The organism is Streptomyces sp. NPDC030021 (genome assembly GCF_055574035.1).
The window spans coordinates 75,376-89,435 of the sequence record NZ_JBVIAH010000024.1 but is presented as its reverse complement, the minus strand read 5'-3'; the positions used below and the strand labels follow the sequence as shown (position 1 = coordinate 89,435).

At 69.7% G+C, this 14,060-nt stretch carries 12 protein-coding genes and 1 pseudogene; 6 read left to right on the top strand and 7 right to left on the bottom strand.

Going from position 1 to position 14,060, the window contains the following annotated elements; all coding sequences use genetic code 11:
- Positions 1 to 3 precede the first annotated feature (3 nt).
- From ACZ4YL_RS34795 to ACZ4YL_RS34780, 4 genes are all read right to left on the bottom strand, one after another.
- Entirely contained in the window at positions 4 to 1,008 is a 1,005-nt protein-coding gene (locus tag ACZ4YL_RS34795) for an alpha-ketoacid dehydrogenase subunit beta (protein WP_468121864.1), read from the bottom strand.
- Entirely contained in the window at positions 1,005 to 1,940 is a 936-nt protein-coding gene (pdhA, locus tag ACZ4YL_RS34790) for a pyruvate dehydrogenase (acetyl-transferring) E1 component subunit alpha (protein WP_468121926.1), read from the bottom strand. The genes ACZ4YL_RS34795 and pdhA overlap by 4 nt, the downstream gene beginning before the upstream one ends.
- Positions 1,941 to 2,109: 169 nt before the next feature.
- Positions 2,110 to 3,900 carry an acetate--CoA ligase gene (gene acsA / locus ACZ4YL_RS34785; RefSeq protein WP_468121863.1) on the bottom strand — a complete coding sequence of 597 codons (1,791 nt, stop codon included), beginning with the start codon at positions 3,898 to 3,900 and terminating at the stop codon, positions 2,110 to 2,112.
- Positions 3,901 to 4,021: 121 nt separating this feature from the next.
- The gene (locus ACZ4YL_RS34780) at positions 4,022 to 4,708 is read right to left on the bottom strand and encodes a CBS domain-containing protein (protein ID WP_468121861.1); all 687 of its coding nucleotides are present in this window, start codon (positions 4,706 to 4,708) and stop codon (positions 4,022 to 4,024) included.
- A gap of 205 nt (positions 4,709 to 4,913) precedes the next feature.
- On the opposite strand from ACZ4YL_RS34780, the gene ACZ4YL_RS34775 reads away from it, so the two are divergent.
- A complete protein-coding gene (locus ACZ4YL_RS34775) occupies positions 4,914 to 5,816 on the top strand; it encodes a universal stress protein (RefSeq protein ID WP_468121860.1) in 903 nt (300 codons plus the stop codon).
- Complete coding sequence (locus tag ACZ4YL_RS34770) at positions 5,813 to 6,673, top strand: universal stress protein (protein ID WP_468121858.1); 861 nt, start codon at positions 5,813 to 5,815, stop codon at positions 6,671 to 6,673. Before ACZ4YL_RS34775 ends, ACZ4YL_RS34770 begins: the two co-directional genes overlap by 4 nt.
- 95 nt (positions 6,674 to 6,768) lie before the next feature.
- Here ACZ4YL_RS34770 and ACZ4YL_RS34765 read toward each other — a convergent pair whose 3' ends face one another.
- On the bottom strand, positions 6,769 to 7,446 hold the full coding sequence (locus ACZ4YL_RS34765) for a class I SAM-dependent methyltransferase (protein ID WP_468121856.1): 678 nt from the start codon (positions 7,444 to 7,446) through the stop codon (positions 6,769 to 6,771).
- 346 nt (positions 7,447 to 7,792) lie between these two features.
- Between ACZ4YL_RS34765 and ACZ4YL_RS34760 the strand changes: the two genes are divergently transcribed.
- Positions 7,793 to 8,074 (top strand): SHOCT domain-containing protein, encoded by a 282-nt coding sequence (locus ACZ4YL_RS34760; RefSeq protein ID WP_468121854.1) that lies wholly within the window; start codon positions 7,793 to 7,795, stop codon positions 8,072 to 8,074.
- A 1,067-nt stretch (positions 8,075 to 9,141) separates the two neighbouring features.
- Here the strand turns inward: ACZ4YL_RS34760 and ACZ4YL_RS34755 are convergent.
- Positions 9,142 to 10,937, bottom strand: a pseudogene (locus ACZ4YL_RS34755) (phosphoketolase family protein).
- A 237-nt stretch (positions 10,938 to 11,174) separates the two neighbouring features.
- Between ACZ4YL_RS34755 and ACZ4YL_RS34750 the strand changes: the two are divergent.
- Complete coding sequence (locus tag ACZ4YL_RS34750; RefSeq protein ID WP_468121853.1) at positions 11,175 to 12,050, top strand: universal stress protein; 876 nt, start codon at positions 11,175 to 11,177, stop codon at positions 12,048 to 12,050.
- Between the two features lie 84 nt (positions 12,051 to 12,134).
- Here ACZ4YL_RS34750 and ACZ4YL_RS34745 read toward each other — a convergent pair whose 3' ends face one another.
- Positions 12,135 to 12,842: a response regulator gene (locus ACZ4YL_RS34745; protein WP_468121851.1), complete on the bottom strand. Its 708-nt coding sequence runs from the start codon at positions 12,840 to 12,842 to the stop codon at positions 12,135 to 12,137.
- 261 nt (positions 12,843 to 13,103) lie between these two features.
- On the opposite strand from ACZ4YL_RS34745, the gene ACZ4YL_RS34740 reads away from it, so the two are divergent.
- Positions 13,104 to 13,430, top strand: a complete 327-nt coding sequence (locus ACZ4YL_RS34740) for an STAS domain-containing protein (protein WP_468121850.1) — start codon at positions 13,104 to 13,106, stop codon at positions 13,428 to 13,430.
- A 129-nt stretch (positions 13,431 to 13,559) separates the two neighbouring features.
- A complete protein-coding gene (locus ACZ4YL_RS34735; RefSeq protein ID WP_468121848.1) occupies positions 13,560 to 14,060 on the top strand; it encodes a pyridoxamine 5'-phosphate oxidase family protein in 501 nt (166 codons plus the stop codon).

The following is a 14,060-nucleotide window of genomic DNA, read 5'->3' as shown; positions in this document are numbered from 1 at the left end:
ATGTCAGCTCACCGTCCGGCGAACGGCGTCCACGATGGCCGCGGGCTGGGGAAGCGCCGCTTCTTCGAGCTGCCTGGCATAGGGAATGGGGACTTCCGCGCTGCATACGCGCTGAACGGGGGCGTCGAGCTCGTAGAACGCCTGCTCGGTGATGCGTGACGAGATCTCCGCGGCCAGGCTGCCGCTGCGCCATGCCTCGTCGACGATCACGGCCCGGTGGGTTCGGGCGATGGATGCCATGACGGTGGCGTCGTCGAGGGGGCGCAGGGCACGGAGGTCCACGACCTCTGCGCTGATGCCGTCCCCGGCAAGGGTTTCCGCGGCTGCCAGGGCCTTCGGCAGGGAGCCGCCGTACGTGATCACTGAGACGTCCGTGCCCGACCGGCGTACGGCCGCGGTGTCGAGATCGACGCCATCGACGGTCTCGTCCCAAGAGCCCTCCGCGTTGTAGAGGCCACCGTGCTCGAAGATCAGCACCGGATCCGGGTCGGCGAGCGCGGCCGCGAGCATGTGGCGCGCGTCGTCGACCGTGGCGGGGGCCAGCACCCGGATGCCGGGGATGTGGGCGTACCAGCCTTCGAGGCTGTGAGAGTGCTGGGCGCCGAGCTGACGGCCTGCTCCGGTCGTCATGCGGATCACGACGGGGACGCTCAGCTGTCCGCCCGACATGTGGAGCAGCGTGGCCGCGTTGTTCAGGATCTGGTCCAGCGCCAGGAGGCTGAAGTTGACGGTCATGATCTCGACCACGGGCCGCATCCCGCCGAGCGCGGCGCCGATGCCCGCGCCGACGAATCCGGATTCGGACAGCGGTGTGTCGCGGATCCGGTCGGGTCCGAACTCTTCGAGCAGTCCCAGGCTGACGCCGAAGCATCCGCCGTACCGGCCCACGTCCTCGCCCATGAGGAAGACGCGCTCGTCCTGCAGCAGGGCTTCGCGCAGCCCCTCACGGAGCGCCTCCCGGTAGGTGGTCGGCCGGGAAGTCCCGGTCGGTGCCTTCCGCGTGCTCATGCCGTGCTCCCGGGTTCGCTCGTGACGAAGCGGAGCAGGTCCGCGACCGGTTCCAGCGGGGCTTCCTCGGCCCCCCGCACGGCCTCGTCGATCTCGGCGAGAACTTCCTTGTCGAGTTCTTCCATCACCCGGTCGTCGAGCTGCCCTTCGGAACGCATCAGTTCGGCCAACCCTTTGAGGGGGTCGCGTCCCTTCCATTCCTCGATCTCGGATTTGGCCCGGTACCTGTCCGGGTCGTACATGGAATGGGCACGGAACCGGTACGTCTGTGCCTCGAGGAAGTGCGGTCCGTTGCCCGCACGCACGGACTCCGTCGCCCGGAGTGCGGCGGCTTCGACGGCGAGAACGTCCATGCCGTCGACGGTCCAGGCCGGCATCCCGTACGAAGCGGCACGCATGGCGAGGTTGGTCTGGGCATGTTCCCGGGCCAGGCTCGTCCCCATGGCGTACAGATTGTTTTCGCAGACCAGCAGCAGGGGCAGCTGCCACAGGGCCGCGAGGTTGGCCGTCTCATGGAACTCGCCTTCGGCGAAAGCGCCGTCCCCGAAGAAACAGCAGGTGACGCGGGTGCTGCCGCGCATCCGGTCGGCGAGTGCGAGCCCGGCCGCCAGGGGCAGGCCGCCGGCGACGATCGCGTTGCCCCCGTAGAAGCGGCGGGCGGCGTCGAACAGATGCATGGATCCGCCGCGTCCGCGGCTGCAGCCGGTGGCCCTGCCGTACATCTCGGCCATCACGGCGTCGGCGGGAACCCCGCGGGCCAGGGCGTGCCCGTGTTCGCGGTAGGTGGACACCACCGCGTCCTCCTCGCGCAGGGCCTGATTGACGCCCACGGCGACGGCTTCCTCACCGATGTAGAGGTGGACGAAGCCACGGATCTTCGCGCCGCTGTAGAGCTCCACACACCTTTCCTCGAACCGCCTGATGGCGAGCATCCGGCGGAGCAGGGACAGGTGGTGGCCGGGCGCCGGAATCCCGCCGGGAGTGCCGCGGGCGGCGGTGGTCGGCCCCTTCTTGCGCCCGCTCTTGCGTGCTGTGGCACGGGCCTTGCCTTCGTGGTGGGAGGTGGTGCTGCTCATGGCTCTGCCTTCTCTCACGAGCGGGTCATCCGGGGTTCTCCAGCGTGGACAGATCCCCTTCGGGCAATCCCAGTTCCCGGGCCCGCAACAGACGGCGCATCACCTTGCCGCTGCGCGTCTTGGGGAGGTTCTGCTCGAACTCGATCTCTCTTGGGGCCACCGCGGGGCCCAGCCGCTTGCGTGCGAACGCCAGAATTTCCCGCTTGAGGGAAGCGTCGGGGGCGAGCCCCGGACGGAGGGAGACAAAGGCCTTGACGACAGCTCCCACGACCGGATCCGGGCGGCCGATCACGCCGGCTTCCGCGACGGCGGGATGCTCCATCAGCGCGCTCTCCACTTCGAACGGGCCGATGAGGTGTCCTGCCGACTTGATGACGTCGTCGGCGCGGCCGACGAACCAGAACCACCCGGCCTCGTCGCATTTCGCGAGGTCGCCGGTGAGATACCAGCCGTCTGCGAAGCAGGCCTGGTAACGGGCCTCCTCGTTCAGATAGCCCCGGAACATGGAAGGCCAGCCCGGGCGCAGCGCCAGCTCACCCTCGACGCCCGCCGTTGTGATCACGCGCACGCGTCCTGCGGTGACGTCGGCGCGTCCGTCCTCACCGCGTTCGAGCAGAGCGGCCTCCACACCGGGCAGGGGCCGTCCCATGGAGCCGGGCCGGATGTCGCTGGCCGCGAAGTTGGCGATCATGATCGCACCGGTCTCGGTCTGCCACCAGTTGTCGTGGATCGGCAGGCCGAGCACCTCCTGCCCCCACAGGACGGCTTCCGGGTTGAGCGGCTCGCCCACGCTCGCGATGAATCGCACGGCCGAAAGGTCGTACGGTCCGGGGAGCTCGCGGGAGCCGTCCCTGGGGGTGGCGCGCATCAGCATGCGGATCGCCGTCGGGGCCGTGTACCAGACCGTGACCCGCTGGTCGTCGAGGATGCGGTACCAGCGGTGGACATCGAAGTCCCCCTCGTCCACCACGACGGTCGCACCGTGGGTGAGCGGGGCGATGATCCCGTACGAGGTGCCGGTCACCCACCCGGGGTCCGCCGTGCACCAGTAGACGTCCTCCTGGCGGAGGTCGAGTGCGAAGGCCGCCGTCGCGTGGTGGGCCACGACCGCTTCGTGCACATGGACCGCACCCTTGGGGGTACCGGTCGTGCCGCTGGTGAAGTGGAGCAGCGCCATGTCCTCCGGATCCGTGGGCGGGACGGCGTACTCCTCGGGTGCCCGCTCCATGAGCTCGGCGAAGGAGACGGTGCCCGGCGGCGGATCGTGGACCCGGCCCACGAGCAGGACGTGATCCAGACGCGGCAGGCGCTGCCCGTTCTCCTCGACCTTGCGCCGGTACAGGGCCTCAGTGGTGACAAGAACCCGGGCGTCGCCCAGCTCCAGCCGCTGCCGCACGGGCTCGGGCCCGAAAGCCGAGAAGAGCGGGCACAGCACGCGTGCGCTGCGCAGCGTGCCCAGGACCGTCGTGTACAGCTCGGGGCAGCGGCCCAGGAGCGTGAAGACCCTTTCCTGCCGTCCCACGCCCAGGGCCGTGAGTACGTTGGCGAAGCGGCCCGTGAGGCCGCCCAGCTCGGCGTACGTGAGGCGGGTGACGGTGTCGTCGGCTGCGATGCAGCGGAGCGCTTCCCGCCCGCCATGGCCTGCCACCAGGTGCCGGTCGACGGCCTCGTATCCGATGTTCAGCCCGCCTCCCGGGAGCCCGGACAGCCGGGATCGAGCCCGGTCCCAAGTGAAATCCGTACGGGCCTGCTCGTAGTCCTGGAGCATGAAGACGGCATCGGGTCCGGACTCTTTGTGGATGATCGAGTGATCCATGGCCGGGTCTCTCTCCTCGCCTTGGAATCTTCAAGGAGACAGCGTCACGTTGGGTGACAGCCGTAAGCGCGGCGAGCGGTCTTCCGGGCGTCCCCCGGACAGTCCACACCGGACGTCGCGGTCACAGGAGAGCGCTGCGGCGCGGTGGGGCGAGCTGGGAGTCGTCGATGCGGGCCGTCAGGCGGGGGGCTACCGCGACCACACCGTCCAACTGGTGGGTGAGGCGGATCAGGACCGGAATCTGGCTCTGTCGCTCCAGCCGGCCCTCCAGGGTCACGATGCCGTCGACCACGTGGACGGTGACCGCCTCCGCGCCCAGCCCCATGGTGTCCACGAGTATGTCCGCGACCACACGCTGTCGTATCTCCGAGTCCGGTCGCAGGAAGAGCCAGAGCAGGTCACGGCGGGTGACGATGCCGACGAGGCGGTCCTCGTCGTCCACGACCGGCAGCCGCTCGACGCCCCGGCGGGCCATCAGCCGGGCGGCTCCTGCCGCGGTCTCGTCCCCATGAACCGTGACCGCCGGCGCGGACATGGCCTCACCGGCGGTAAAGGTCACCTCGGACGGGAATGCGGCCCCGCCTTGCTCGGCATCGGGTTCTTCGCCCACCGGTGGGTGATCGGCGGCTGCCCGGCCGATCAGGTCGCTCTCGGAGACGACACCGAGCACCCGGTCGTCGTCGTCGAGGACGGGCAGTCCGCTGATGTCGTGCTGAGCGAGCAGCTTGGCGACATCCTTGAAAGGGGTGGACGTCAGGACCGAGACGACCTCGTCGGTCATCAGGTCTCCGACCTTGATGTGCTTCATGAGGCACCTCCTGCCGTCACAGCGATCCACCCGGACGGGAAGGCCGGAGGACGCCGATAACCACGATCCGCCGAATGCCACGAGAGGAGGAGGGCCGAATGGTCCGCAGCCGGGCCCGATCGGACCCGTGCCGCGGCCTTGTGGCGGAGGAGCCCGAAGAACCGACCCGAGAGCCGGACCCCTGGCGGCTCTCCGAGGAGGAACCATGGAAGCCACCACGAGCAGCTCGGAACTCGGCGCCGTCATCGTCGGCGTCGACGGCTCCGACCCGGCCCGCCAGGCAGCGATGTGGGCAGCGGCGGAGGCCGCACGCCGCGGGCGTCCGTTGCACATCGTGCACGGGTCCGACACCGACGGCCGGGTCCTCTACGTCTCGGCGGAGAGCATCGAACATGTCCGGCGGGCCGGCCGTGAACTGCTGGACGCCACGGCGGCCGCGGTCACGGAGCGGTTTCCCGGCCTGCAGGTCAACCCCGAATTCAGCCGCAGCGCACCTGTCCGAAGCCTCCACCAGGCCGCGGGCCCCGATGACACCATCGTGGTCGGGAGCCGGGGACTGGGAGGTTTCGGCTCCCTCATGCTCGGATCGGTCGGCCTCAAGGTCGCAGCGGGAGCGAAGACGCCCGTCATCATCGTCAGGGGCACAGAGAACGGCGCCGAGACGGGTGCGGTGCTAGCCGCCGTCCGCGACGAACACGACCTCGACTGCGCACGATATGCCGCACGCGAGGCACAGCTCCGCGCGGGCCCGCTGCGGCTGCTGCACGTGTGGAACATCCTGCAGTCCGTCGGCGAGGTCGTGACCCTGCTCGACGACGTGGAGGAAATCGCCAACGAGCAGGTCCATCACTTGAACGCCGTGGCGGACCGGATCCGCGAGGAGTTCCCGGACCTGACCGTGCAGGTGGACGCGGACAAGAGCACGTCAGTGGCTTCTGTACTGGTTGAGGCCTCGCGCCAGGCGGACTTGTTGGTGATGGGCGGCCGACGATCACCCAGCTATCTCGGGCCCACCCTCGGGCGGGTCACGCACAGCCTGGTCCACCATGCCCACTGCCCCGTACAGCTCATTCCGCGCCACACTGACAAGGACGGGAGCGAATCGTGAGCGAAGCGGGCGAACACCAGGAGGTCGTCGTCGGCATCGACCCGGCCAGGGACTGGCGTCTGCCCCTGGCCTGGGCGGTGGACGCGGCCGGGCGACGCCACCTACGGTTGCGACTCGTCGTAGCCGTACCTCCCCAGCGCGACACGCAACACGTCGACGACACGCCGCGCGGCATCGCCCTGCACCAAGCGGCCTCGGAGGCCCTCGGCGCGGCTGCGGCCTGGAGCAGGGATCGACACCCGGAGGTCGAACCGGTGGTGGATCTTGTCGAGGGGTTCCCCGCTCCGGAGATCGGCCGACTGTCGAGGCATGCCCGCATGATCGTGCTCGGCTCCCGTCACCTGAGCCGGACCTCGGAGTTCCTCAGCGCCGGCTCCCTGGTCGTCCCCGTCAGTGCCCAGGCGCAGTGTCCTGTCGTCGTCGTGGGGGACGCCGAGCACGTCACTCAACAGCCGCCCTACCTGGTGGTCGGCATCGACGGAAGCGAGTCCTCGAAGGCGGCACTCGCAGTGGCATTCGAGGAGGCCGACCTCAGGGGGGCCAAGCTGCGTGCCGTGTCGGTGTGGCAGCCACCGCTCTTCCTGCGTCATGACGAAGAGGCCGCGCTCCAGGGGCAACGACGCATGCTGTCCGAGACGACGGCAGGCTGGTCGCAGGAGTACCCGGACGTCGTGTTGACGCACGAGGTGCTGACCGGGCACCCGGTGGAGGAGCTCGCAGGTGCCGCCGAGCACGCCCTCGCCGTGGTCGTGGGCCGTCGAGGCAAGGGCGGTTACACGGGCATGCGACTCGGATCGGTAGTCCACGGGCTGCTGCACCGGGCGCACTGCCCGGTGATCACGGTCCCGGTGCGCTGACGACTGAGGGACGACGCCCGCCGCCCGGTGCACCGAGCATCGGGGCGGCACGAAAGAAGTCGAGCCAGAACCCGAGATCGGACAGCACGGAGCCTTCAGGGGGATACTCGCCGAGGGACGGTCTGCGTGATGCGCCACAGCCGCCGCGGAAGGCCGCCTTCCTCGAAGGCGGCGACCTCGTCCAGGGTCCAGCCTTCGGCGAGGGCGCCGACGAGGTCGCGGGGGAAGAAGTGGACGGCGAAGCCGCCGTGTTCCCAGATGTCGTCTCCGTGCCCGGTACCGGCCTGGTAGTGGGCGTCCCCGGTGTGGCGGACGGTGTAGACGAACACTCCGCCCGGCCGCAGTACCCGTCGCACCTCGGCGACCAGGGCGTGGATCTCCTGGGTGGACAGCGCCATGCAGAGCAGCATGTGCGCGAACACGGCATCCACCGAGGCGTCCGGGAGCGGCAGGGGCTCGCGAACGTCGTGAACCGCCGTGGCGACCCGCCCGGCCACGCCTTGGGCAGCGGCGGCTTCACTCAGCTGTTCCAGACCCACCGGACTGAAGTCGGTGGCCAACACGGAGAAGCCCTGGCGGGCGAAGTACAGCGCGTCACGGCCATGGCCGGCCCCCAGCTCCAGCACTTCGTGGGCACCGGCGGCCCCGAAGACGGCAGCGGCATGGATCGCCGGATCGGACGGCTCCTCGCCGTATATGCCGGGATGCTCGCCGTAGGTCTGCTGCCAGTGCGTACGCTGAGCCTCGGCCAGCCCGTGCTCGGACTCCGACATGCTGACGCCCTCCTCACCAGGCTGGCATCGAACAACCGGCCCCGCCAGGCCAGCCTCGAACGGACACCATGGCGTCACGGCGCCCACCCGCTGCGCCACGGCCGTCAGTGCTGTTCCGGTACTCGGCTCCGCGCACAACTTCCGCGGTGACGAGCCGACGCTTGCCATGGTGCCCCGGGGCGGGAGGCGTACCGAGAGGCAGACACGGCCACGGGGATGGGCCCATCGGTCCCAACCGCGACCCCGACCGGCCCATGCCCGGACGACACGGGCCGACAGACAGTGAGGACATGCGGGGCAGGCCCTGCAAACCATGTCCCAGACCATCGCAAGAGGAGCGCGAACCATGTTCTGGTACGACCACGGAATGGGTGGATGGGGCTGGGTTGCCGTGTCCCTCAGCATCCTCCTCGTCGCCCTGGCCGTCGCGGCAGTAGTCCTGCTCCTCCGCAGCGTCGACCAGTTCCCCTCAGGCTCGTCGCAGCCCCCGGCCGCGCCTTCCGCCGAGCAGGCCCTCGCCGAGCGGTACGCCCGAGGCGAGATCGACGAAGAAGAGTACGAACGACGTCTGACCGCACTGCGTGCGCACGGGCCAGGTCAAGGCCGGCCGGGACCGGGAGACAGCTGAACCCATTCCTCCGGGAGGGCGGCAGGCCGCGAGGGGGGACTGCGGATATCGCGATCAGCTGGCTGCGTGCGGGCCCACTTGCAGGTGTAGCCCTCGCGAAGCTCATCTCCTGATCCCGCTTGTGTTCACCCCTCTCAGGTGGCGCAGTGGTTGTTCCCGGCGTGCATCGGCAGTCAACCTGGTAGGAATGCCTGGCCTTTGCCTCCTCCCAGCAATCGGGTAGACCATGCGCGGCGCGAAGACAGTAGCGGTACCAGCGTTCCTCCTGTTGCTCGGCACGGGTTGCGCACGGACCTCAGCAGGGCCGGAGCAAGAGACCCTTTGCCCACCCGAGGTGCGGACGGCCACGGCCACACCCTCAGGAGATGTCGGACTGACGAGTCAGATCTGGCTTGGTTCCCTGAAGTGCGCCGACCCAGAGACGGGCATGTCCCTCATCGAAGTCAGCGTTCTCAATCCGCACGCCACCCGAGCGGCCTGGTACGAGGTGACGCTGCAGTTCACGACATCGGAAGGGGCCGTGTTTGCCACCGAGACGGCTTATCTCGGGAGGGCCGAACCCGGCAAGCGAGCGCAGAGGGAAATGGCTGTCGCCAGGCCGGTGACGGGAGACGGCATCGGCGTGCGGGTTCTCCGCTTGGAGCAGGGGTTATTCGACGCACCGTCCGTCGCGCCTCAGGCGTCGCCACCGGCGACGGCTATGGATGTCTTGGTGAGAGCCCTCGTACAGGCTGGAGCGATTCCGCCCGCCACCCCGTACGGAGCCTGTCCCAGTGGATCTCCTCAGGGATATTGGCTCGACGAGCCCGGGAACTGCCGGGTGACGCCGGGGCGTGGGCCTTCCGTGCCGGCTGTGACTCCCGCGCCCATGTATCCGGGCACGCTCTGCGGGGATGGCTGGGCTTCCCGGTCCAAGGGGAGAGGCACGTGCTCCCACCACGGTGGGATCGCGCGATGACGGTCGTGGTGCCGCTCCGGAGGCGGACGGTCTGGAAGAGAGCTGTAGACGTCGGCACCCGATCTGGATGCCGGCGCCTCAGAACGTGTGGCATTGGTCCCTGTGCTGATCAGTACGGCCAAGCCCAGTTGGCGATCTCCGGTAGGTCGGTGCCGTGCTCGCGGATCCAGTCGTGGTGGCGGATGCGCTGGTCGGCCATCGCCTGGCGCAGTCCCTCGGCGCGGCCTGCGAGTCCGGGGACGCGGTCGATGACGTCCATGACGAGCCGGTAGCGGTCCATGTCGTTGCGCACGACCATGTCGAAGGGGGTGGTCGTGGTGCCGGATTCCTTGTAGCCGCGGACGTGCAGCTGGGGGTGGCCGGTGCGGCGGTAGGCGAGGCGGTGGATGAGCCACGGGTAGCCGTGGTAGGCGAAGATCACCGGCCTGTCGGTGGTGAAGAGGGCGTCGTACTCGGTGTCCGTCATGCCGTGCGGGTGTTCCTCGTGGGGCATGAGCCGGGCGATGTCGACGACGTTGACGACGCGGACGGCCAGCGAGGGGAGGTGTTCGCGGAGCAGGGCCGCTGCGGCCAGCACCTCCATGGTGGGCACGTCGCCGGCGCAGGCGAGTACGACGTCCGGTTCGCGGGAGCCGTGGTCGGTGCCGGCCCACTCCCAGACGCCGGCGCCGCGCGTCACGTGGGTGCGGGCCTCGTCGATCGGCAGCCAGTCGAAGCAGGGCTGCTTTCCGGCGACGATGACGTTGACCTGGTCGCGGCTGCGCAGGGCGTGATCGGCCACGGCGGCGGCATCGGCAGCGGCCGCAGCAGGCGGCCTCCGTTCGCGTACGGCACGGCGCCCAGGCGGCGCTCGCCTTCCGGGACACAGGCCAGGACCTGCGCCGTCGGGCGGCCGTCGGCGTCGAAGAGCTCCTCCGGCCGGTACGACCGCAGCCAGTCCTCCAGCTGCCTCAGGTGCGCGGGGTTCTCCCGTACCCCGGCGAGCGGGACCTGGTGAGCACGCCACGTGCCCTCGACCGGGTCGCCGTCGACGGTCGCCGGGCCGGTCCAGCCCTTGGGGGTGCGCAGGACGATCATCGGCCAGCGCGGGTATTCCCGGCCGGGATCGGTGCCGCCGGTCCGGGCCTCACGCTGGATGAGGGCGATGCGGTCGAGGGCGTGCTCCATCGTGCGGGCCATGGCCTGGTGGACGAGGGCGGGGTCGCTTCCCGTGACGTACAAGGGGTCGTGGCCGTAGCCGCGCAGCAGGGCGTCGAGCTCTGCCTCGGGGATCCGGGACAGCACCGTCGGGTTCGCGATCTTGTAGCCGTTCAGGTGGAGGATCGGTAGGACGGCTCCGTCGTGGACCGGGTCGAGGAACTTGTTCGAGTGCCAGGACGCCGCCAGCGGGCCCGTCTCCGCCTCGCCGTCGCCGATCACGCAGGCGACCAGCAGCCCGGGGTGGTCGAACGCGGCTCCGTAGGCGTGGGACAGGGCGTACCCGAGCTCGCCGCCCTCATGGATGGAGCCCGGTGTTTCCGGTGCCACATGGCTCGGCACGCCGCCCGGGGACGAGAACTGCCGGAACAGCGTGCCCATGCCCGCAGCGTCCCGCGTGATGCCGGGGTAGGTCTCGGTGTAGGTGCCCTCCAGCCAGGAGTTGGCGAGGACGGCGGGGCCGCCGTGGCCCGGACCCCAGACGCACAGGGCGTCGAGGGACCGCTCCTTGATCACGTGGTTCAGGTGGGTGTGCACGAAGTTGAGGCCGGGGGAGGTGCCCCAGTGGCCGAGGAGCCGGGGCTTGATGTGCTCCGGACGTAGAGGTTCGGCCAGAAGCGGGTTGTCCATGAGGTAGATCTGGCCGACTGCCAGGTAGTTGGCTGCGCGCCAGTGGGCGTCGAGCTCCGAGATGGGGTACGCGGTCATGTCCGCTCCTCCGTGCGGCGGTCCGGAACGTTCTTCGACTGAGCCGATGCCGACACTCTGCCCTCGCCCCGTTCCCGTCGCGAGGGGAGGACCGGCCCTCGGGGAGGGACTGTCGGCCCCTGTGTGGCACGTACCGCCGCGGCGAAGGTGGTTTCAGCGGCGCCGGCTCCCCCGGTCGGTGCCGCTCCCCCTGCCCGCAGACCCCGATGCCCTGGCATCAGTACGGAGGACAGACCTGTGAAGCGCACCCTCGTCGTCGGAGTGGACGGATCCCCGGAAAGCCGGGCCGCGGCCGACTGGGCCGCTCGCGAAGCCGTACAGCGCGACCTGCCCCTGCACGTGGTCCACGCCTGGCTGTGGCAGCGGCTCGCACTCCCGCTCGTCCAGGACCGCAGCTCCGAAGCCCGTCGCGCCGAGGACATCCTGAGGGAGGCCGTGGGTGAGCTCACCCACCGGTACCCAGGGCTTGCAGTCACCGCGGAAGTCCTCTCCGATGCGGCGGTGCCGGCTCTCCTGCATGCCGCCAAGGGAGCGGAGCTGCTCGTTCTCGGCACCCGTGGGCACAGCGCACTGGTCGGCTTCCTGCTCGGCTCCTACGGCCAGCAGGTGCTCGCTGCCGCCGAGTGCCCCGTGGTGTCGGTACGCTCCGCGCACGGCCGGCCGGTGGCCCTGCCGGAGCTGGGCGAGGTCGTCGTGGGCCAGCAGGGCGGCGTGGAGGAGTCCGCCGAGGTACTGCGCATCGCCTTCGAGGCGGCCGCCGTACGCAAGGTCCCGCTGCGCGCGGTCCGCGCCTGGAACCTGCCCCCGGTCTACGGTTACAGCCCGGGCTCGATGTGGATCGCCGACCAGTTCGGTGGCCTGGAGCCGTACGAGAAGGCGGCGCTGGAGCAGGCGCTGGAGCCGTGGCGGCGGAGGTACCCCGAGGTGGACGTCGTCGAGCACGTGGAGCGGGGCAGCGCAGGCCAGGTACTGCTGACCGCGTCGTCGGACGCGCAGCTCCTCGTCGTCGGACGCAGGGTCCGCGAGTCGTCGGTGGGGATGCGCATCGGATCCGTGGCCCATGCGGTCCTGCACCATTCGGCCTGCCCGGTCGCGGTGGTCCCGCACTCCTGACCGGGCTGGGGGAGGGGGAGCGGAGGGGGCGGGGTGCGCGGCTGTACGGTGCGCCCTGCCCCCGCCCACCCGCCACGGCACCCTCTACTCTGCGGCCCGGACCGGGTGCTGGCCCGGAGGGGTCAGCGCGTGACTGGCGATGACGGCCGCCTGGACGCGACGCTCCACACCCAGCTTGATGAACAGTCGCGAGATGATGTTCTTCACCGTCTTCTCCGCAAGGAACATCCTCTTGCCGATCTCCCGGTTGGTGAGACCCTCACTGACCATGACGAGGATCTCCTTCTCCCGGTCCGTGAAGCCCGGCAGACCGGGGACCTGCTCCTCCTTGGGGACGTCGCCGCGCATCCGGGCCATGAGCCGGGTCGTCGCTCCGGGATCGAGCATGGACAGGCCGGACGCCACCGTCCGGACGGCGGTGACCAGGTCGGTGCCGGAGATCTGCTTCAGCACGTATCCGGAGGCCCCCGCCATCACGGCGTCCAGCAGTGCCTCCTCGTCGTCGAACGACGTGAGCATCAGGCAGGCCAGCTCGGGCATCCGCGAACGCAGCTCACGGCACACGCTCACCCCGTCGCCGTCCTGGAGCCGGACGTCCAGCACCGCCACCTGAGGGCGCAGCGCGGGAATGCGGATCAGCGCCTGTTCCGCCGTGCCCGCCTCACCGACCACGGTCAGGTCGGGCTCGGCGTCCAGCAGGTCGTGCACCCCGCGGCGCACGACTTCGTGATCGTCGAGCAGGAAGACCGTGATCGGCGTCTTCGCAGGGGTGAGGGCACCGCTGTCGGTCATGACGCAACTCCTTCGCCGGGTTCGTCCTGGGCGCACGAACTTCAGCATCCTGCCTCCCGGAGGGGCCGAACGGACAGGGCCGATCGGCCCTCATCAGTCCGTGCCCGGCTCGGCGGGGGCCCGGTCGGCCCTCCGAAGAGGGACCTTCGGCCCTGTCCGGAGGGCCTGCCGGACCTTCCCGGGTGCACGCGCCACCGGATGAACTGATTGCGCACGGGCACGGCGCGACTCGACGGAGCCGCATCCAGCGCGGAGGATCCGATGACGACCGCCTTGATCGACCTGAGGGCCATGGCTCGTGATGACCGCGGTCTGGAAGTCACCTTGTCCGGCGAGCTCGACCTCTTCACGGCAGAGCAAGTAGAGCCGCGCCTCCACGAACTCGCACGAGCCGGCCACCGGAACCTGGTTCTGGACCTGTGTGGCCTCACCTTCTGCGACAGCGCCGGAATCGACCTGTTCATCCGTCTGAACCGCCGCTGTCGTACGGCCGGAACGCGGCTCCTCCTCTGCGATGTGCCGCCCCCGGTGATCAAGTCCATGCGGGTGCTCGGTGCCGACAGAGAGCTTCGGTTCGTCGTCAGGTGATCGCGGCGTCGTCCGCATCCGGAGCCCTGATGTGGACCGTTCGGCCCTGGTTCCCTAGCCGGATCGAGAGGGAGGCTGGTGAATCGAAAGCCGTAAGAACCGATTTGGAACTGGACGAAGGTGCGCATCATGGACCAGGACGGCACACTGCACGCCGACGGCCATGTGCGTGATAGGACGATTGCCCGGCGCATGCGGGAGCTGGACAGAGCCGAGGCGCTCCGGCTGGTGGCGACGGTGTCCCTGGGACGCATCGTCTTCACGCAGCACGCATTGCCCGCCGTCCGTCCGGTCAACCACCTCGTCGAGGACGGGGACATCATCGTCCGGATCCACGACGACGGTGCGCTCGCCTCCCTCGTGGCACCCACCGACGTTCCCGGTGTGGTGGTCGCCTACGAAGCGGATGTCATAGACCCCGACACGCACCTCGGGTGGAGCGTGGTGATTACCGGATACGCGAGCCCGGTGGACGATGCCAGCGAGGTGGACCGCTATGCGGAACTTCTGCGCCCCTGGGTGGCACAGCCCATGACCGGCGCTCTACGGATCCGCCCCGATCTCGTCACCGGATTCAGGCTGGAGGCGGAGGGGACGCGCCCCGCGTCGACCGCTTGGCGCCGGTTCTGA